18 protein-coding genes are annotated in these 19,660 nt (G+C 39.9%); 15 read left to right on the top strand and 3 right to left on the bottom strand.

Annotated elements, in window-relative coordinates; all coding sequences use genetic code 11:
* Nucleotides 1-45 precede the first annotated feature (45 nt).
* Together IPH70_03000 and IPH70_02995 are read left to right on the top strand one after the other, a co-directional pair.
* Nucleotides 46-645 (top strand): hypothetical protein, encoded by a 600-nt coding sequence (locus IPH70_03000; GenBank protein QQR63456.1) that lies wholly within the window; start codon nucleotides 46-48, stop codon nucleotides 643-645.
* A gap of 46 nt (nucleotides 646-691) precedes the next feature.
* Complete coding sequence (locus IPH70_02995) at nucleotides 692-2,863, top strand: DNA translocase FtsK (protein QQR63455.1); 2,172 nt, start codon at nucleotides 692-694, stop codon at nucleotides 2,861-2,863.
* 174 nt (nucleotides 2,864-3,037) lie between these two features.
* Here IPH70_02995 and mltG read toward each other — a convergent pair whose 3' ends face one another.
* The 3 genes from mltG to murJ are packed head-to-tail and all read right to left on the bottom strand — an operon-like array spanning nucleotide 3,038 to nucleotide 6,880.
* On the bottom strand, nucleotides 3,038-4,009 hold the full coding sequence (gene mltG, locus IPH70_02990; GenBank protein QQR63454.1) for an endolytic transglycosylase MltG: 972 nt from the start codon (nucleotides 4,007-4,009) through the stop codon (nucleotides 3,038-3,040).
* Nucleotides 3,993-5,252 carry a thymidine phosphorylase gene (locus IPH70_02985; GenBank protein QQR63453.1) on the bottom strand — a complete coding sequence of 420 codons (1,260 nt, stop codon included), beginning with the start codon at nucleotides 5,250-5,252 and terminating at the stop codon, nucleotides 3,993-3,995. Before IPH70_02985 ends, mltG begins: the two co-directional genes overlap by 17 nt.
* Nucleotides 5,252-6,880 (bottom strand): murein biosynthesis integral membrane protein MurJ, encoded by a 1,629-nt coding sequence (gene murJ / locus IPH70_02980; GenBank protein QQR63452.1) that lies wholly within the window; start codon nucleotides 6,878-6,880, stop codon nucleotides 5,252-5,254. The genes IPH70_02985 and murJ overlap by 1 nt, the downstream gene beginning before the upstream one ends.
* 49 nt (nucleotides 6,881-6,929) lie before the next feature.
* Between murJ and mraZ the strand changes: the two genes are divergently transcribed.
* The 13 genes from mraZ (at nucleotide 6,930) to IPH70_02915 (ending at nucleotide 19,654) form a co-directional block, all read left to right on the top strand.
* Nucleotides 6,930-7,316 carry a division/cell wall cluster transcriptional repressor MraZ gene (gene mraZ, locus IPH70_02975; protein QQR63451.1) on the top strand — a complete coding sequence of 129 codons (387 nt, stop codon included), beginning with the start codon at nucleotides 6,930-6,932 and terminating at the stop codon, nucleotides 7,314-7,316.
* A 38-nt stretch (nucleotides 7,317-7,354) separates the two neighbouring features.
* A complete protein-coding gene (gene rsmH / locus IPH70_02970) occupies nucleotides 7,355-8,473 on the top strand; it encodes a 16S rRNA (cytosine(1402)-N(4))-methyltransferase RsmH (GenBank protein QQR63450.1) in 1,119 nt (372 codons plus the stop codon).
* Between the two features lie 14 nt (nucleotides 8,474-8,487).
* Nucleotides 8,488-10,125 carry a penicillin-binding protein 2 gene (locus tag IPH70_02965; GenBank protein QQR63449.1) on the top strand — a complete coding sequence of 546 codons (1,638 nt, stop codon included), beginning with the start codon at nucleotides 8,488-8,490 and terminating at the stop codon, nucleotides 10,123-10,125.
* Between the two features lie 4 nt (nucleotides 10,126-10,129).
* Complete coding sequence (locus IPH70_02960; protein ID QQR63448.1) at nucleotides 10,130-11,347, top strand: UDP-N-acetylmuramoyl-L-alanyl-D-glutamate--2,6-diaminopimelate ligase; 1,218 nt, start codon at nucleotides 10,130-10,132, stop codon at nucleotides 11,345-11,347.
* A 1-nt stretch (nucleotide 11,348) separates the two neighbouring features.
* Complete coding sequence (locus tag IPH70_02955; protein ID QQR63447.1) at nucleotides 11,349-12,026, top strand: polyphenol oxidase family protein; 678 nt, start codon at nucleotides 11,349-11,351, stop codon at nucleotides 12,024-12,026.
* 149 nt (nucleotides 12,027-12,175) lie between these two features.
* Nucleotides 12,176-13,585 carry a hypothetical protein gene (locus IPH70_02950; protein QQR63446.1) on the top strand — a complete coding sequence of 470 codons (1,410 nt, stop codon included), beginning with the start codon at nucleotides 12,176-12,178 and terminating at the stop codon, nucleotides 13,583-13,585.
* A gap of 80 nt (nucleotides 13,586-13,665) precedes the next feature.
* Nucleotides 13,666-14,541 carry a UDP-N-acetylmuramate dehydrogenase gene (gene murB, locus IPH70_02945; GenBank protein ID QQR63445.1) on the top strand — a complete coding sequence of 292 codons (876 nt, stop codon included), beginning with the start codon at nucleotides 13,666-13,668 and terminating at the stop codon, nucleotides 14,539-14,541.
* 109 nt (nucleotides 14,542-14,650) lie between these two features.
* A complete protein-coding gene (locus tag IPH70_02940; GenBank protein ID QQR63444.1) occupies nucleotides 14,651-15,229 on the top strand; it encodes a hypothetical protein in 579 nt (192 codons plus the stop codon).
* 73 nt (nucleotides 15,230-15,302) lie between these two features.
* Nucleotides 15,303-15,968, top strand: coding sequence for a hypothetical protein (locus IPH70_02935; GenBank protein ID QQR64418.1), 666 nt, complete (start codon nucleotides 15,303-15,305; stop codon nucleotides 15,966-15,968).
* 68 nt (nucleotides 15,969-16,036) lie between these two features.
* Nucleotides 16,037-16,402, top strand: a complete 366-nt coding sequence (locus IPH70_02930) for a diacylglycerol kinase family protein (protein QQR63443.1) — start codon at nucleotides 16,037-16,039, stop codon at nucleotides 16,400-16,402.
* 3 nt (nucleotides 16,403-16,405) lie between these two features.
* Entirely contained in the window at nucleotides 16,406-17,443 is a 1,038-nt protein-coding gene (locus IPH70_02925) for a hypothetical protein (protein QQR63442.1), read from the top strand.
* Between the two features lie 8 nt (nucleotides 17,444-17,451).
* On the top strand, nucleotides 17,452-18,558 hold the full coding sequence (ftsW, locus tag IPH70_02920; protein QQR63441.1) for a putative lipid II flippase FtsW: 1,107 nt from the start codon (nucleotides 17,452-17,454) through the stop codon (nucleotides 18,556-18,558).
* Nucleotide 18,559: 1 nt separating this feature from the next.
* A complete protein-coding gene (locus tag IPH70_02915; protein QQR63440.1) occupies nucleotides 18,560-19,654 on the top strand; it encodes a UDP-N-acetylglucosamine--N-acetylmuramyl-(pentapeptide) pyrophosphoryl-undecaprenol N-acetylglucosamine transferase in 1,095 nt (364 codons plus the stop codon).
* The last annotated feature ends 6 nt before the right edge of the window (nucleotides 19,655-19,660 follow it).

The following is a 19,660-nucleotide window of genomic DNA, read 5'->3' as shown; positions in this document are numbered from 1 at the left end:
CCAATCTTCTTTGAAATGACTTATAGTATATGATATAATTCGGACATGTCTACCGAAAGATCTGAGAGGAGACCGAGTAATCAACTTTTTCCTGTATCTCCAAATGTCGCAACATCTTCCCGAGGCGCTATACGATACATGTATCGAGAGCGCTACGACAAGTTAAAAGGTCACTTACAGGATGTATACAGTTTAATAACTCATAGCGAGGCGCTTGAGCTTTCGCTTAATAATAGTTACGAATCGCTAATAAGTGGAAATCTGAAGACTTGGTATACAATTGGACTCACTGCGGCTTATGACTGTCTTGCAGCTCAGTTCAGGTCTCATAGGTCTAAAGGTCCAAAAGTCATCGATCAAGACCTGCGAAAATACTGGCCCCTTCATGATATGGTCATTCCAGAAGATTGGTTTTTGTTACCTCCGGAAGAGCTTGAGATATTGTCCGATCGGCTTCGTAATCTTCTTATCGGAACCGATGATCAACTTCATAATCTAACCAATGCGATGAGAGAGTTTTACATAGATAGATCTGGAGAGGTGTCTCCGCGATTTGATATGGCGTACCTAAGTGGAATTGCGGACGTCTATATTCCCAGTCTTTATGCATATGACCGAGAGCGAGCAATAAGAGAAGAGGACTGAACATTGATTGCACTTTTTGTGACTAGCAGTATACAATGAAAGCTATATGGGGCGCAGAAAAAAACTCTTCAAGGTAGGCAATAAATCGGTAGGCAGTATGTTCGGTTTATTTTTTATATTCGCCGGTCTAGCAATTTTACTTTCATTTTTTAGTAACCTGCTACCAGTTGATCAAGGCGGTCAGTATCTTGAGTTGATTCACGAATGGGTAGTTGGAAAAATTGGAATTCTGGGACTTTTGTCGCCTTTTGTTCTCTTCGCACTTGGTACGCATTTTTTCAACTCACGAAAAGTAAAACTAATCAAAGCGAATGTTTCTATTGGTCTTGTTCTTGTTTTCACTACTCTCCTCGGAGCATCTAGATCAGGCGAATGGGGAGTCTTTATTACCGATAGTTTGACGGGAGATTTTTCAGCTCTAGGAACCTTTATTATTCTTTTTGCTACTTTTCTTATTGGGTTAGTTCTTCTTCTGGACACTTCGCTTGATGCCTTCATTATCTTTCTTATTTCCATCGGCAAAGGACTGGTATCATTCATAAAAAATCATCTATTGAGAGAATTGCTAAACCCGAAGAAAGATAAGAAGATCGGCAAAGAAAAAGAAGAACCTCAAAAAGATATGTTTATAAAAAATATATCCGCACCGAAGATTTCGATACCTACATTGTTTGGTAAGCAGAATATGAACCAGAATCAGAAAAATAAGGCTAATGCTGTAATGACAGAAATGGCAAATAAGGAATTTACCGTACGACCGATGAATGTAAATAATCAAACATGGGTATATCCTCCGATGAGTTTACTTCGTGATGTTTCTCAACAAGGTGCAGATAGAGGCGATACTAAGCAGTACGCGCAGACTATTGAGGATACTCTTGGAAGTTTTGGTATCAGAGCAAGAGTCGATGAGGTAAATGGTGGTCCTTCTGTCACTCAGTACGCTCTGCAGATTACTCAAGGAACTAAGTTGGCAAAGATAACCGCACTGTCCAGCGATCTAGCGCTAGCTTTGGCTGCGCCAACAGGGCAGGTTCGTATAGAGGCTCCGATTCCAGGCAGGTCATTAGTTGGTATTGAGATTCCTAATAATCGCGCGGAGATTGTTACCTTGAAAAGATTATTAAATGACCCTGTTTTCAAAAATAATCCAGACCCATTATTGGTTCCTTTAGGTCTCGATGTATCGGGAGCTCCACAGGCAGCCAGTTTAGGGAAGATGCCTCATGCGCTCATTGCGGGTACCACTGGTTCAGGTAAGTCAGTGATGTTAAATGCTTGGATCTCGACTTTACTTTTCAGAACTAAACCTGAGGAAGTACGTCTTATAATGGTAGATCCTAAACAAGTTGAGCTCTCAATTTACAATGGAATTCCTCATCTACTTCAGGAGGTCATAGTTGATCCTGATAAAATTATCAACGCGCTCAAATGGACTGTAGGAGAGATGCAGACAAGATACGAAATTCTTGCCAAAGTTCATGCAAAAAATCTCGAATCATATAATGTAATTCCCAACATAGAGAAAAAGCCTTATATTATTTTTATAATTGATGAACTAGCTACATTAATGATGCATGCTCGAGGAGAAGCAGAGGATCTTATTACCAAAATAGCTCAGATGGCTCGTGCCGTAGGTATCCATTTAGTCTTGGCAACACAGCGACCATCTGTCGATGTTATTACAGGACTTATGAAGGCAAATATTCCAACGCGTGTTGCCTTTAATGTATCGTCTCTTGTTGATTCACGTGTTGTTATAGATACTCCAGGCGCAGAGAAACTTCTTGGAAAGGGAGACATGCTATACCTTCCTCCTGATCAGGCGAAACCACGTCGTATTCAAGGGCCTTATGTTACTGAAAGTGAGGTTCATGAGCTAGTTTCCTTTTTGAGAAATCAAAACCCAGTAGTTAACTATACCACTGAGGTTACCGAGCCGACAGATACGTACAAATCTGGTGGACTACCGACAGTAGGTGGCGGTAGCTCGAATCTAGACCCATATTTCAACCAAGCGCTCGATCTCGTTAATCAGAGCGACAAGGCGTCAGCCTCTCTGCTTCAGCGTAAGCTCAAAGTCGGGTATGCTCGTGCAGCACGAATTCTTGACGAACTTCAAGAAGCGGGATATGTGGGCGTTGCAGAAGGTTCCAAACCACGTGAAATTCTCCGACGCGGTGCGGTTAACACAGAAGAAGTACAACATTCCGAATAATAGCCTCATAACTTCATAAATCCTTTTCGACACACTTACTATAGATATATTTCTCACTTGATACGGCTAACTATCGAGCTACTATAGGCGCTTCAATTATTTAAATAATTGAAGTATGTTTTTGTTATATAGTATTTTAAATATTAGAACTAAGAACTAAGAACTATGTAGATATTATTTGAGGTACTTATCGATATTTCTCTGATGCTCGGTAAGGTTACGAGCGTAGTGAGTGCGACCAGTTGAGTCATGCAGATAGAAGAAATATTTGGTATCGGGAGTTGCATTAACGATTGCATCTAAAGATGCTTTGCTCGGATTACAGATGGGAGTCGGAGGTAATCCTGTATTTACATATGTGTTAAAAGGAGACTTAATTTTCAAATCCTCAAGTGTTACATATTTTTTCCACCAACGCTTCTCTTCAGGTTGATACCCCAATGCGTACTGAACAGATGCGTCAATCTCTAGAGGATATTTTTCTTTAAAGCGTCTCATCATAATATTTGCAATTTCACCACGGTCTGCATCATACAACGCTTCTCTTTCTAGTAATGACGCAAGAATAACAACTTCATTTTCTGTAAGCCCTATCTTAATGGCTTTTGCCTTCATCTCGGTAGTAAATTTCGTATTAAAATTATTTTTCATAATTGAGATTACTGTCTCCGAAGTGGCCTCTTTCGGAATTAAATATGTATCTGGAAAGAGATAGCCTTCTTGCGCAACCGCAAGGAAGTCTGCAGATGGAATGCCAAGCTTCTCAGTTACTAAGTCTGCAATCTCTTCTTTTCTTAATCCTTCAATAATGGTAAACCATTGGTCAAGACTGCCTTTTGTCAAACTTTTAGCGAGTTCAGTAGAGGAAAGTGATCTTTGCAGACGATAGTCTCCAGCCTGAATATTTTTCTCAATGCCAAGTTGTTTAACCACTAAAATAAAAACTATTTTATTTCGAATGAATCCTTCTTTCTCAAGATCCTGGGCAATTGCGTTTAGACCCTGACCTTGTTCAATGACGAACAATCGATTCTGGGTGTCATTTTTATCTACGGGAAGTGAACCTTCGGCATAATAGCCAAACCCAGCAAGGAGGAATAAAATTAAGACGGTGCTTATTATGAGACTTTTATTTTTCGATTTCATAGATTGGAAATGACTCTAACGTAACAACTGCCTCCTTGAGTCTGTGTAAATCTTTAGCATAAAGGGTCATAATAACTTCACTTGCGTCAATATGTTGGTCGATTTTCTTGTGCATATATATTCCTGATTGAATATCATGTGGTGCTCCTAAAATTCGGGCTACCGTATTGAGATTATAGTTCTCAATTGCCTTAATTTTACCTCTTTTTCCGGCTTTTACCTCATGTTTGTGATCGGTGAACTTGAGTGTGCCCGAGGTGACGTCAGAATCTCCTCCCTGTTCCTTTACAATTTCCCTAAACTTAGACAATGCTTTTCCAGACTGTAATAGAAGTCGGGCTTCGTCTTCACCGTTTTTTTGGACCTTAGCTGTTTTGTAACAACTATCTAGTAAACGTCCCGCAAGTCTTAATGCTTTTGCCTCAAGTCCGATCGGACGGTTTTTATTTTGTTCTAAGACATATAAAACATCACGTGCTTCGAGCATCGGCCCAACTCCATTTCCAAATGGTTGTAGAGACTCATTCACATCTGTGGTTACTTCAATGCCAAACCGTTTCCCAAGAGCTTTGAATTTATCTGCAATTTTCTCAGCATCGGGATAGTGACGAATTTTCATAGTCTTTCCAACAGGAATATCGAGTATAAGGTGATTTGCGCCAACAGCTACTTTTTTTGCCATTATTGAGATAATGACTTTGTCAAAAGACTCAAACGAAAGTTCCTCTTCCACGTCAATAATTACATCATCGGCTGGAGCCAGCCCAAGCTTTCCACCCCAAACTACGCACCCACCTATTTTTTCTACAATTCGCTTTAGATGAGCTGGGTTGAATGTGACAGGTGCAAGAACCTCCATCACATCAGCCGTTCCAGCCGGTGAAGTTATTGCTCGTGAAGATGTTTTTGGAATCTTAAATCCTGCAGCAGCAATGATGGGTACTATGATCATTGAGGTCCGCGTCCCAGCTATTCCTCCGGTTGAGTGTTTATCAGCAACTATTCCATCAAACTTCAGATGCGTACCAGTCTCAACCATGGCCTTTGTAAAGTAGTAAAGTTCGTCGGGCGAAAACCCTTCCTTAAAAGAAGAGGCGACAAAGTATGCGGTAAGAACGTCACTTAGACGGTGGTGGGCGATCTCATCCATCAGGGTATAGATTTCCTTGTAGGTCAGCTTTTTTCCTACAAGTTTTTTCTGAATAGTCTTTATTGCCGTTATCTGATTAGTGTTGTCGTTCATTACTCTACGTTAGCATAAATTTCGATAACTCGTTTTTTATAATGTTTTGCTTTTTGAATAAAATTCACGATCATTGCAGACTCTTTGATTCCAAAGCTCCATGCGAGAAAAAAATACAGTGAAATGAATGTAACTCCTACAATCGCAAGAAGAAAAATAACGTTTATTGTACGAGTCGTATCGAGGACTAGCCCGTCAAGGATTTTCATTAGCCAGTAGGAGAAGAAAGCGGCCAAGAACGTTACAAAAAATATTTTAAGGAGTTCGTGGATTAGTACTCGATACTCGAATCCCTGAATTCTTTTTGCAAGTTTATATAGCAGAATCCAAACATTGACAGTTATGGAAACGGTAAAGGCAATGGCCAATGCCCAAACGGGTAGATGGAAAATAAAAATAAAGCTTAAGCTGAGTAAGATGTTAATTCCGATCGAAAACACGCTCGCGTAAAAAGGTGTCTTACTGTCCAAAAATGCATAGAAACAACGTGTTAAAAAATAGTAGAGAGAGTGGAGAGGAATTGCTAGAGCAAAGTATGAAAGTGTAATGGCTGTTTGTACAGTAGCATTCCAGTCGAACTTATCCCCTCCAAAAAACATACGAACTAGCGGAGTTCGCGCTATGATGAAAAAGCTTGCCATAGGTATTGTAAGAAACAACAGGCTTAGTATGGACTCGGTAATTATTTTTCTAAATTCTTCGATTTTCTTCTCCTGATATACCTCAGTAATATATGGCAAGGATGCCTGTCCAAACGATATTCCAATTATAGAGACAGGTAATAGTTGAAGTCTCTGAGCAAGATAAAATACTGTGTATGACCCAGGTTGCATAAGAGTCGTTAGGGTAAGGTCGATCGTTGCGTCAATCTGAGCTGCAAGAACGGTTACGAGTCTAGGAACTACCAATCGATAGAACTCTCTCAGTCCCTTAGTAAACTTCACTATTCTTTGATAGGTGAAGTGTGAAGAGTAAAAAAGGGGAATTTGCATCAAGAACATAACGGCTGAGCCCGCAACTACACCTACCACCGGAGCAAGAAGATGAAACTGGGTTGAAAAGGCGATGGTTGCAATGATGATAATTATGTTATAAGCGATTGGTGCGATCGACGAGATTATAAAGGTCTTGTTCGCTTGACCTAGACCTGTCAGAACATTGCTCAGGACAAGAAACGGAAGTTGTCCTAGAAGGAGGATTTTGGAGTAGTAAATTACACTTTGAATCTTAGCTCCCGTAAAGCCTGGCGTTATGAGTGGAATTATCCAGTCAGCTGTAAAAAACAGAACTAGAATGAGTAAAAAAAGAATTAAGGTCGTGATATTTATAATGGACGAGATATTGACATCGAGCTCCTTTTTGTCCTTTTGGTATTTGATGAAAATAGGGACAAACGAGGTTGTTAATGCCCCAGAAATCAAAAGTTCAAATACTATATCTGGTATTCTGAAAGAGGCAAAGAAGATGTCAAGTTCCTCCTTACTAAAATAGCCCGCTAATACGCGGTATCTCATGAATCCAAAGAGACTTGAGAGGATGATCGTGGTTGCTACTATCAGGGTTGAAGAAATGATCGTTCGCTGTTTACTTAAGAAAAGGTTTTTGGTTCCTGTGAAGAGCCGATTCATACATTTATACGCTTGACAACTAACTTAAAATGGTTCAAAATGGTTATATATGGTTTTTATTGGTGAATTTCAAGTATCGTTTACTGGACTTGGAAGAATTGTTTTACCAAAAAAAATCAGAGAACTTTTAAAAGGAAACAGTTTTATTGTAACAAAAGGATTCGACAAATGTCTTGCCGGATTCGACAAACAAGACTGGGAAGATCGGGCAAATGAGTTGTTGCAGGTTTCCCTACTCGAGCAAGAAAATTTAGATAAAAGAAGATTTGTTTTTTCATCAGCGAGCAGTCTTGAGATTGATGAGCAGGGAAGATTCGTGATTCCGAAGAACTTGCTTGAGTTTGCAGGTTTGAGTAAGAAGGTTGTGATTATAGGAGTAGGAGATCACTTTGAGTTCTGGGACGAAGAGAAATGGGTAGAGAAATCTAAGAATTAATGACTAGAACTAAGAATTAAGAACTAAGAAATAAGATCATGACACATACACCAGTAATGCTCGATGAGGCCATAGAAGCATTACAGGTAAACAAAGGTAAAAGATATATAGATGCGACGATCGGACAGTTAGGGCACCTTAACAAAATTCGAGAGCTTGGAGGAGAGGTACTGGGACTTGATTATGATAAAGAGCAAATTAAGAGAGCTTCGAAGGAGCTTGAAGGCTCCGGCGTGATGCTTGCGCAGTGCAACTTTGCGGACATTGAGGCCATTGCAAAAGAGAAGAATTTTTACCCAGTAGACGGAGTTTTGTTTGATCTGGGGATCTCATACGGACAGATGACTAGTAATGGTATTGGACTATCGTTCAAAAACAGAGAAGAACCATTAGACATGAGGTTACTTGATCAGACAAGAGAAGATGCTTCGGACTTTCTCAATTCAGCAAATGAAGAAGAACTATATTTTATCTTGGCGCGATATGGTGAGGAGCCATTATCGGAAAAGATAGCAAAATCAATATTGCGTAGACGAAATGACCGAAAAATTAAGACCGTTGGTGATCTGTGCGATGCGATTGATGCCGTAGCACCTTCAAAAAATACGCGTATATATAGTCGAATCTTCCAAGCTCTGCGAATGTTAGTGAATGACGAAGTGGAAAATCTCCATAAAGGATTTATGGGCGGACTTTCACTTCTTAAGTCAGGTGGCGTACTCGTCGTAATAACCTTTAATTCAGGAGAAGACAGACAGGTCAAAAAGTTAATATCAAATAACAAAAAACTAATATCTAACGATTGGAAGGTAAAGAAGAAGATGGCCAAATCATTTGAGAGATCGGCCTTAATGAGGGTAGTTGTCAAAAATAACAATATGAAAATTTCAAAGATACAAAGCACAATTGGTGTATTATTTTCTGTTTTGATAGTTGCTAACATCTTCGCCTTTGTTATGAGTATGAAGCAGAGCCAAAGCATTCAGGAATATGAGACGAAAACCTATGCGCTCAAATTGGAGAATAGCGATTTAGAGGAGTCGATGTACAGCGTTAACTCACTCCAGTATGCAGCATCCAGAGCCGCAGATCTTACATTTACTGCAAAAGCTAAGCCATACTACCTACACACCATGGGTGTTGCAAGACGCAACTGATATGCCAAAGATTCGTGCTGTTTTTTCTTCTTTCTATTCATTTTTATTGCCATACTGTAAAGCTATTTTTTATTCAGGTTGCTCCATCATCAAACGTCTCACAGTCATACCTCAAGTACAAGCAGATCTATCCAGATCGGGGAACGATTTTGGACCGGAATCAACAACCTCTTGCCCTTAACAGAAAGACCTACTTAGTATTTGCCGAGCCTAAAATTATTAAGGATATTTCTACCGTTACCGAGAAGGTTGCTAAAGAGTTATCTGCTGACCAGGCTTCTATCGCGGCTCGACTTGATCCATCGCTAAGTTGGGTGAAGTTGGCAGAGGGAGTTTCACAGAAGACGAAGAAAACAATTGAAGCGCTCAAACTACGAGGAGTGGGGTTTGAGGAGCAATCACAACGGTATTACCCAGAAGCATCGTTATCTGCCCACCTTTTAGGCTTTGTAGGTAAAGGAAAAGCAGGAGAGCCGATTGGATACTTTGGAGTAGAAGGATTTTATGAGCAAGACCTAGCTGGATTATTGGGATTTGTCAAAAGCGAGCGCGATCTTATAGGTAGACCTATTTTGATCGGAGATCAAGAGAAGATCGACTCTGAGAACGGTAGAGATCTGATCTTAACGGTAGATAAAACGGTGCAGAATATTGCCAAAGCAAAGCTGAAGAGTGGATTAGAAAGCTATCAAGCTAAAGAAGGATGTGTGATTGTCGCGAATCCAAACACACTCGAAATTTTGGCACTTACGTGTCTACCCGACTACGATCCTAATTTGTATTACGACTCAAATGATCAAACCTTCAATAATCAATCTATCTCTTCACTCTATGAGCCAGGATCCACCTTCAAGCCGCTTATTACAGCAGCGGGTATTGAAGAGAAGGCGATTAAATCCGACTCCAAATTTGATGAAAAGGGACCAGTTACTATTGGTGAGTACACGATTAGAACTTGGAACAATAAGTACGAAGGTAAGATTTCGATGACCAGAATTTTAGAGAAATCGTCAAATGTTGGAATGGTGTACATAGGGTCTAAACTTGGAAAAAATAATGTCAAAAAATATGTTGAGGAATACGGATTTGGACAAAAAACAGGCATCGATCTACAAGGAGAAAGTGCCGGCTACATCCGAGATTACTGGGCCGATATTGATTATGCTACCGTTACCTTCGGTCAGGGAATTGTGGTAACACCAATCCAGATGGTTCGGGCATTTTCCGCGGTCATAAATGGTGGAAATCTCATGAGACCATACATCGTAAAGGCTATGAAAACAGGTCTGACTACTCAAGAGGTTAAACCTAAACTTGATAAAAAAATATTGAGTCAAAAAACATCTGATATTGTGAAAAAAATGCTGGTATCCACCGTTGAGCACGGAGAGTATAAGTGGGCAATTCCAGAAGGATATCATATTGGAGGTAAGACCGGAACGGCTCAGATTGCGATTGGGGGAAAGTATGATGCCTCAAAAACAATTGCTTCGTTTATTGGATTTGCTCCTGCAGATAAACCTAAGTTTATTGCTCTAGTTGTGTTGAAAGAACCAAAAAGTTCGATTTACGGATCGGAAACCGCAGCCCCGATTTTCTTTGAGATAGCAAAAGAGTTGTTATACTATTACAACATTCCACCGAGCAATTGATAGTATGTACGAAAAATTCAAACGGCACATCCAGCCCTTAATCAATATCTACCATCTTCTGCGAGCTGTGGCTGCTACTGTCTACTATGGGTATCCTAGCTCTAAATTGAGAGTGATTGGCGTAACGGGTACCGATGGTAAGACAACCACAACGCATGCGATATATCACATTCTGAAATCCGCAGGAAAAAAAGTTTCGATGCTCTCAACAGTGTATGCAAAGATCGGTGACAAAGAATATGAGACAGGACTTCATGTAACCACTCCCGATGCGGTGTTACTACAGAAGCTGTTAAGCGAATCGGTAAAACATGGAGATGAATATTTCGTTTTAGAAACTACCTCACATGGTCTCGATCAAAACCGTAACTTTGGTATTTTTTATGAAATTGGAGTAATCACAAATATCACTCATGAGCATCTAGACTACCATATTACCTATGAAAAATATCTCCTTACAAAAGCAAAACTCCTAAAGCGCTCAAAAATCGGAATTATCAATCGGGATGATACTTCGTTTGAAAAACTGAAAACAATATTGAAAAACAAGATTAAAACTTATGGACTCAAAAACGATGCGGATTACAAGGTGTACATAGAAAAGGAACTGAAAAAGAACATACCAGAATATAATCGATACAATTTTTTAGCAGCGTATTCTGTTTGCCTGGAATTGGGTATAGATAAAAAAGCAATCTTTACTGGGTTGAAGACCTACGAACTTCCGATAGGTCGATTTGATCTAGTGCACGATGGAGATTTCAAAGTTTACGTTGACTTCGCTCATACTCCAAACGCACTCGCAAGTGTTCTTCCTGAGCTGAAGAAAGAATCAACGAAAATGAAGGGAAGACTCATACACGTATTTGGTTCTGCTGGTTTACGAGATGCATCGAAGAGATCAATGATGGGAGCTGAGACCGGCAAATACGCTGATATCAGCATTGTTACGGAGGAGGACTACAGAACAGAAGACCCTGAGAAAATTTATCAGGAAATAATTCATGGAATTGATAATAAAGAATTAAGAATTAAAGAAGGCACTTTGTTATTTATTATGAATAGGCAGCAAGCTATTAATCATGCTATTAAGTTGGCTAAAAAAGGAGATGTGGTAGTGTGCACGGGAAAGGCGCATGAAAAAAGTCTTAATCGAAATGGGGTCGAGAATCAATGGGATGAATTCCTTGCTGTTGAAAATGCAATGAATCTTAAAAAATAAAGTGCTAACTTATAGTGACACTTCTAAGGTTATTAGTTCTTCATTACTATCAAAAAATATTGTCCACGGATTCGGAACTCGCATGAGCGGAAACGGGAGAGATGTTGAAGATATAAGGCACTATCTTACGACGCACAACGTTACGTACAAAACTATCGTTGATCCTGAACAGGTGCATGGCGATCACATCGTTCATGTTACTAGCGATAACTCTAAAGGTATTTTAGATATCGATGAATGCGACGGCTTGATTACGAGTGAAAAAGGAGTGGCGCTTACTGTTATTACCGCAGACTGCGCACCCATACTTTACCTTGATCTAGTTAAAAATATTGTAGGAATATCTCATAATGGTCGAAAAGGAACAGAGCTAAAACTTGCAATGAAGATGATTGATAAGTTATACGCTCTAGGTTCTAAGTCTCAAGACATCCGCGTGGCAATCGGTCCAGCAATCGGTGCTTGCTGTTATCCGATGAATCTTTTAGAAGATAATGTGAAACAACTTCTTGAATCGGGTTTGGGTAAGGAACAGATTGACACATTTCCTTTCTGCACAAAGTGCTACTCCAAGCGATTCTACTCTTACAGGAACTCAAGAGATTTACCCTTCGAATCACCTCAGGATAAGACAAAATTTCCCGAACAGTTCTCTTTTATAATGCTCAATAACGCCTAAATACTTCAATTATTTAAATAATTGAAGTACGATACGGACATCCTATTTTCGAAAGACGGTAATCCTCCCTTTTACCCCCCCTTGCATCGTGAAGGTATGAAACTTCCAAACTTTCCTGAGTAGTTCAGCTTTGTTGTACAATAAGCACTATGATCGATATAGAATCAGCGAAAAAAGTATTTATTTTGGGTATAAAGGGGGTAGGTATGGCGCAGCTTGCCATAATTCTTCATAAGATGGGAAAGGTTGTTGTGGGCGTAGACGTCCCTGAGAAATTCATTACCGATGACGAACTAAAAAGTTACCAGATTACCATAGTAGAGAACTTCGATATTTCATCACTTCCTTCTGATAGCGATCTTGTAGTTTACAGCGCAGCACACGGCGGAACGAATAACCCTATCATTAAAGAAGCGATAAAACGGGGATTTAAGACCGTCTCTCAGGCAGCGCTCTTAGGATTCCTCGTAATAATGTTTGAGAAGTCTATAGCAGTCTGCGGATCTCATGGCAAGACAACGACTTCTTCGCTATTGAGTTACGCGCTCATAAAGTTAGGAGTGAAGCCGTCGTACTTTACCGGATCCTCCGGATTCAACGATTATCCAGCAGGTGACTATGATTCAACCTCATACTTTGTTGTCGAGGCGGACGAGTACGGTGTAAATCCTCCACAGGATAAAACACCTAAGTTTTTGCAACTAAAACCATCCTTTAGTCTTTGCACGAACATTGATTTTGATCATCCCGACATTTTTGCAAACCTTGAGGAAGTGAAGTCGTCGTACGAAACATTTTTTAAACAAAGTGAGTATAACGTTGTCTGTGCCGACAGTGAACCAGCAATTGAGGTTATTATAAAATCTGGAGTTCAGTTTGTTAGTTTTGGATTTGCTGAAGATGCTACGTACAGAATTATCAATCATCAGGCTACTTCACTGGGTTCTAAATTTGATCTGATATCAGGGGATAAGGTCATCTCAGATATCCATCTCTCACTACACGGAGACCACAATATCGTGAATGCTGCTGGTGTCGTTGTAGTTCTTCTCAAGCTCGGATTCATCGAAAAAAATATAAAGAAAGCAGTTCGGGACTTTGTTGGTGCCAAACGAAGATTTGAGGTGGTTTATAACGAAAAAGGCATTACTATAGTCGATGATTACGCGCATCATCCAGAGGAAATTAAGGCGGTAATTAAGGCGGCAGCCGAGCGATGGGGAACTAAGCCCATTGTAATTTTCCAACCTCACACTTACTCACGAACTCAGGCACTTCTTGAAGAGTTTGCAGGTAGTTTCGTGGGCTCCAAACATGCGTATATTCTACCCATCTTTGCATCCGCTCGAGAAAATGTTTCCGACTTCATAGTTACCCATAAAGACATCGTCATTAAAGCGAAAGAACGAAGATTTGATTCGATCGAGTCGCTGTCAGGAACAGATGATTTATGCTCAAAACTAGCCTCAACTCCTATTCCCTGCGTTATCATGACTTTGGGTGCGGGCGATGTTTATAAACTCCATTCTGATATAATTAGAGCTCTAAATAGACCTTGAGCATAGAACTTGAAGTATAGAACTTTTTAGGATTTAAAAATGTTCTACGTTCTAAGCCACAAATTTCAAAAAGGCACAACATGAATATCCAAAAGAACGTTAATCTTAAGCAGTTTACCACCGTTAAGTCCAACACCGTAGCCTCCTTATTCACCACGGTTACTACTCGTGATGAGTTTATCGAAGCATTTAAATATGCGAAGGAGCACGGTCTTCAGACAATGATTATTGGAGGCGGCTCTAACACCGTTTTTGCAACTGAAAAAATCGATAAATTAGTGATTCGTAATCAGTTTTTTAATTTTAATGTTCTGAGTGAAACTGAGACTACGGCAGATATTGAGGTATCGGCCGGACTCCCGGTCTCGATGCTTGTCCAAAAAACAATTGAGAGAGGTTTTGAGGGTTTTGAGTATCATCAAGGACTGCCAGGCTCGGTCGGGGGCGCGCTCTATATGAATTCCAAATGGACAAAACCACTCATTTATTTTGGCGATAGTCTTATCTCTGCAACCCTCATAGATAAAGAAGGTAATGAAAAAAAGGTTGACCGAGCGTATTTTGAATTTGCGTATGACTATAGCACGCTGCAAAAAACACATGAAGTTCTTATTGAGGCAGCATTTAGACTAAACAAAACCGACAAGGATATCCTCAAGCATCGAGCGACTGAGGCGATCGAATACCGAAAAAAGACACAACCTTTTGGAGTTGCCTCAAGTGGTTGTGTATTCCAAAATATCAATGGGCAGTCTGCAGGAGAGCTTATCGATAAAGCAGGACTCAAGGGCACGAGAGTTGGTAAGTTTGTTGTCTCGGAAATTCATGCCAACTTCATTATTAATGAGGGTGACGACAATATGGAAAATCTAAAGAAGCTCATAGCTCTCGTAAAGGAAAAGGTTAAAGCAAAGTTTGGAGTAGAGTTAAAGGAAGAGGTTAGAATCATTGAGTAATTTGAAATTTTAAGTTTGAAGTTTGAAATCGGTATTCTATTTTGAATTTTAAAAACTAAACATTACAAATTGAATAAAAACTAAAAACTAAAAATTAAAAAATAAATCAATGGAAGACTCATATATAATTCAAGGAGGGGGTGTACTGAAAGGTGAGGTAACTCTATCTGGCGCTAAGAACCTTGCGCTTAAGACGGTGATTGCATCACTGCTATTTGAGTCACCGGTCATCTTGACAAACGTTCCGCAGATCAACGACATTCACGAACTTCTTCACCTTATCAAAAAGCTTGGAGCAACGGTGGAGCAAGATGGGGGAACGGTTACTATAGACCCAAGCACGCTTAGCAGCAGCAAACCAGATCTACTTCACGCATCAAAACTTCGTGCATCTTTTTTACTTTTTGCGCCATTACTTCACAAATTTAAAGAGTGCAGAATCCCAAATCCAGGTGGTTGTAGAATTGGCATGCGGCCGATCGATAGAATTGTTCAGGGTATGGAGGCATTAGGTGTAACTACTGAGTATCATTCTGAGGATGGATATTATGATGCTAAGCTTCCTACTGAACCAAACGGTTCGTACAAGTTTGCTAAACCAACACATACGGGCACCGAACTGCTCATTATGATTGCAGCCATCGGTTCACAGACGATCATGATTGAAAATGCAGCCCTTGAACCTTAGATAGACGAGCTGATCAAGTTTTTGAATGAGGCAGGAGCAAAGATAGAAAGAATGGGAACGTCCATTATTGTAACTGGAGTTAGATCGCTCAAACAGGCAAAACCATTTCATATTTTGTGATCGGAATGAGGCCGTTACCTTCGCGATCTTAGCCGTTGCCACGAAAGGTTGGGTAGAGATTCACGGCCTGAAAGCCGAGTATCTCACGACCTTCAATGAGGCAATGAAAAAGGTAGGAGTTTTAGTAGAGGAGTTGGAAGACTCGATCAAGTATTCCTACCGTGAAAATATTCTTCCGGTTTCAATAGTCACCGAACCTCATCCTGGGTTTATGACCGATTGGCAGCCAAACTGGGCTGTCTTGATGACACAGTCCAATGGAATTTCGACAATTCATGAGACGGTCTTTGAAAACAGATTTTCCTACGTCGATGAACTGCTTAAACTAGGTGCTCAAATAGAATATGTCGAGACCTCAGAATCTGATAAAAAGACAATCTATCACTTCAATGCCGATGACACAAAAACTCTAAAGCAAAAAATTAGTATTACTGGGGGAGCACCTCTTCATTCTGGTGCAATAAATATTTCAGATCTTCGTGCTGGCGCAACATTACTCATTGCCGCTCTGATAGCTAAGGGTGAGACGGTGGTTAGTAATGCAAGCATACTTGAAAGAGGCTATGAAAATATTGTCGAAAAAATATCTGGTATTGGTGGTAAATTGAAAAGAGTATAATTTTATTTATTTCTTAGTTTTTAGTTCTTAGTTCTTATTTCTCAGTTTATAAAAAATATAACTTACCAATGATTAAGAAACATACAATCTCAATACGGCATGCATACGAAGGAATGGTATGGGCTTTTAAGACACAGATCAACTACCGAATTCATTTTCTCTTTTCTGTTCTTGCCCTCCTCGCTTCATGGTTCCTTCATATCTCATATTTTGAGTTTCTCCTTATCCTGAGTCTGATTGTCATCGGCATAATGGTTGAGGCAATAAACACCGCAATTGAACTTACGACAGATGCTATCGATAAGGAATGGAGAGAGGATATCAAGTTTGCAAAAGATGTATCAGCAGCGGCCATGCTTATCTTTTCCCTAGGTGCTCTTGTGATAGCTGGTATAATCTTCGTTCCTAGAATTCTTTTATTACTCGGACTTTAATAAATGCCAATATATCTCTTTGCCACCTTCATATCCTTCATCGTCAACGTGATTCTTATCGTTCCGTTCATCAACTTTCTCTACAAGACCAAGATGCAACGAGCGGAGCAGAAGACCAAAGACGCATTCAATAAGCTTACGCCAATCTTTGATAAGTTCAATAAGCATAAAGCAGGAACACCGGTTGGAGGGGGACTTCTCGTTATTACCTCTACCGTTCTTTTATATCTTCTCTTCCTGTCGATGTTTAGTATCTTTAAGATCCCTCTTCAGTCGAACTTCCCATCTCTGTTCGCTGAGTCTAAGATACTTCTCTTTACCATTCTCAGCTTTGGTCTGTTGGGCGTGTACGATGATCTTGCGAAAATATTTTTCTGGAAGAAGTTCAATTTCTTTGGCGTGACGCTGAAGTTTAAACTTCTCATTGAGATATTGTTGGCTCTCGTGATTTCCTACTGGCTCTATGCAGATCTTCACATTCACTTCGTACATGTCCCATTCTTTGGAGTTTTTGACATTTCTTATTTTTATATTGCATTTGCAGCCTTTACCATTGTTGCTTTCTCCAACGCGGTCAATATTACGGACGGGCTGGACGGTCTGGCGACTGGAATTCTCATGATTTCTCTTGCGAGTTTCTGGATCATAGCGGCCTCTATCATTGATGTGCCCACGTCTTTGTTTATTGGGATTTGGCTTGGAGGATTGATGGCATTTCTGTACTTTAATATTCCGCCTGCTCGCATATTCCTAGGTGATGCCGGTTCGCTTTCATTTGGCGCTTTATTTGCAGTGATAGGTCTAATTCTTGGCAAGTCCTTCAGTCTGCCAATCATAGGTGGAATTTTTTTAGTAGAGATCGTTAGTTCGTTTTTGCAGTTGATGAGCAAAAAACTAAGAGGAAAAAAACTTTTTGCAGTTGCGCCTTTTCATCTCTATCTTCAACTAAAGGGATGGGAAGAGTCCAAGATTGTTATGCGATTTTGGCTCATATCTATACTCTTCTCCGTCTTCGGCCTCATGCTTGCATTCCTCAAGTAGAATTAAGTATGTCGGAAAGATTTGCGAGGCTGAGGAAAACCACAGTTCATAAGAAAAGTTCTATTATATATCTCCCAATAGTTCTATCGCTATTAGGTCTTCTTTTTGTTTTTGAGTCATCGTCGGTTAGAGCTTTGCAAGAATTTGGCGACAGCTTTCATTATTTTAAACTTCAGGCAGTTTGGATAGGTCTCGGTATTGTGGGAATGATGTTTTTCTCATTTTTTGATTACAAAAAACTATACTACCTTTCGTTCCCAGCAATGATGACCACGATAGGAATGTTGATGTTAGTACTTTTACCAGGTCTGGGAAGTACAGCGGGAGGTGCTCAAAGCTGGATCAACTTTGGCTTTTTCAATATTCAGCCTACTGAGCTGGCTAAGTTCAGTGTAATTATCTATCTTGCTTCATGGTTTATGAATCGAGAAAAAAAGCGATTTGTTCCTTTTATTTCACTGCTAGGTTTTTTAGTCTTCATCATAATTCTTCAACCAGATCTTGGAACCGCCACCATGATTTTTATACTCAGCATAGTTATGTACTACCTTGCAGGAACTCAGTTAGGATACCTAGTATTGCTCCTTCCAGCTTCATTAATAGGATTTTATGTACTAACTAAAATTTCTCCTTACCGCATGAGAAGGTTTAACGCGTTTCTTAATCCATCACTCGATCCGTTAGGAATCGGATACCATGTAAATCAAATAGCTATATCACTTCAGAACGGGGGATTATTCGGACTTGGGTTCGGAGCATCACGTCAAAAATTTCTTTATCTACCAGAAGCTCACACCGATTCGATATTCGCGATCATTGGAGAGGAATTTGGATTTGTTGGATCTGCGATGCTTATTTTTGCGTTAATTGTATTGATCTATAAAATCTACGAAATTGCCTATAAAGCCCCTGACCGCTTTGCAAGGCTACTGGCTGGAGGAATTTTTGTATATTTTAGTATTCAAATTGTCGTTAATCTCGGAGGTATGGTCGGTTTGATGCCATTAACAGGTGTGCCTCTACCGTTCATTTCTTATGGAGGCTCTAATCTCCTCATTTCTTTTGCGATGATTGGGATATTATTAAATATCCGCAAGAAAGGACACATTAAATAATATGAAAGTACTAATTACCGGTGGACATATAACGCCTGCTTTGGCAGTGGCTGATGAGCTTAAAAACGCTGAGGTTGTGTTCGTAGGCCGCAAATTTGCACTATCATCTGACTCTTCAGAATCGCTCGAGTTTAAGGAGATTAAGAAAAGAGGTTTTACGTTTTTAGATCTTCCAGCTGGTCGCCTTACAAGAACTCTTACACTACAGACAATAACCAATGTAATCAGAATATCGTTAGGGTTTTTAAAAGCGCTCTTGATCGTTCAAAGAGAGAAGCCGAATGTTGTCCTTACTTTTGGAGGTTATATTGCACTTCCCATAGCAGTGGCCGCATATCTCAATCATGTTCCGGTAATAACTCATGAGCAAACGATCCGCCCCGGTGCAGCAAACAGATTTATAGGAAGACTAGCTAGAAGAATTTTCATTTCATTTCCTGAAGCGAAAAAATATTTTCCCTTATCTAAAGTTATACTAAGCGGCAACCCAATTCGACATGAAGTCGGATTAATACAAAGGGAAATACCTAACTTTAAGAAAATAAAACCCATCTTGTACATAACCGGTGGGTCACTTGGATCGCACGACATAAATAAAATGGTGTTTGAGATATTGCCAGAGCTACTCAAAACGTATATAGTCATTCATCAAACAGGATCATCGACGGAGTTTAAAGATGACGAATATGCAAAATCGCTCAAATCACAGGATTATTTTTCCTATGATCATATTGAGTCCGATCTTGTCGGGTTTGTTTACGGACAAGCAGATCTCGTAATTGGGAGAGCAGGAGCAAACACTGTATTTGAGTTGCTCGCCTTAAAAAAACCTTCGATTTTAATACCATTACCATGGTCTGCTTTTGGCGAACAGCAACTACATGCCGAGTACATGAAGTCCTTAGGTGTGGCCGAAGTTTTTGATCAGACCAAAGGTTCAGACAAGCTCCTTCTGCACATTACGGAAATGTACAGATCGCTTGAAAAGTATAGGAAAAACTTTGATACTATTAACCTACCCTATGATTCAACGTCATCAGCGAAGCAGATTTCAAAAGAGGTTCTGGCGAACGCTTCGAATGCTACTTCTACTTAGTTTACT

It is taken from the genome of Candidatus Roizmanbacteria bacterium, assembly GCA_016699265.1.
Taxonomy (GTDB): domain Bacteria; phylum Patescibacteriota; class Microgenomatia; order UBA1406; family GWC2-37-13; genus CAZLQR01.
Note: the sequence above shows the minus strand (reverse complement) of the source record. Positions and strands in the feature narration are given on the sequence as shown.

Coding starts and splice junctions, on each gene's coding strand:
- IPH70_03000 (QQR63456.1), top strand. CDS start 46: ATGTCTACCGAAAGATCTGAGAGGAGACCGAGTAATCAACTTTTTCCT.
- IPH70_02995 (QQR63455.1), top strand. CDS start 692: ATGGGGCGCAGAAAAAAACTCTTCAAGGTAGGCAATAAATCGGTAGGC.
- mltG (QQR63454.1), bottom strand. CDS start 4,009: ATGAAATCGAAAAATAAAAGTCTCATAATAAGCACCGTCTTAATTTTA.
- IPH70_02985 (QQR63453.1), bottom strand. CDS start 5,252: ATGAACGACAACACTAATCAGATAACGGCAATAAAGACTATTCAGAAA.
- murJ (QQR63452.1), bottom strand. CDS start 6,880: ATGAATCGGCTCTTCACAGGAACCAAAAACCTTTTCTTAAGTAAACAG.
- mraZ (QQR63451.1), top strand. CDS start 6,930: ATGGTTTTTATTGGTGAATTTCAAGTATCGTTTACTGGACTTGGAAGA.
- rsmH (QQR63450.1), top strand. CDS start 7,355: ATGACACATACACCAGTAATGCTCGATGAGGCCATAGAAGCATTACAG.
- IPH70_02960 (QQR63448.1), top strand. CDS start 10,130: ATGTACGAAAAATTCAAACGGCACATCCAGCCCTTAATCAATATCTAC.
- IPH70_02950 (QQR63446.1), top strand. CDS start 12,176: ATGATCGATATAGAATCAGCGAAAAAAGTATTTATTTTGGGTATAAAG.
- murB (QQR63445.1), top strand. CDS start 13,666: ATGAATATCCAAAAGAACGTTAATCTTAAGCAGTTTACCACCGTTAAG.
- IPH70_02940 (QQR63444.1), top strand. CDS start 14,651: ATGGAAGACTCATATATAATTCAAGGAGGGGGTGTACTGAAAGGTGAG.
- IPH70_02930 (QQR63443.1), top strand. CDS start 16,037: ATGATTAAGAAACATACAATCTCAATACGGCATGCATACGAAGGAATG.
- IPH70_02925 (QQR63442.1), top strand. CDS start 16,406: ATGCCAATATATCTCTTTGCCACCTTCATATCCTTCATCGTCAACGTG.
- ftsW (QQR63441.1), top strand. CDS start 17,452: ATGTCGGAAAGATTTGCGAGGCTGAGGAAAACCACAGTTCATAAGAAA.
- IPH70_02915 (QQR63440.1), top strand. CDS start 18,560: ATGAAAGTACTAATTACCGGTGGACATATAACGCCTGCTTTGGCAGTG.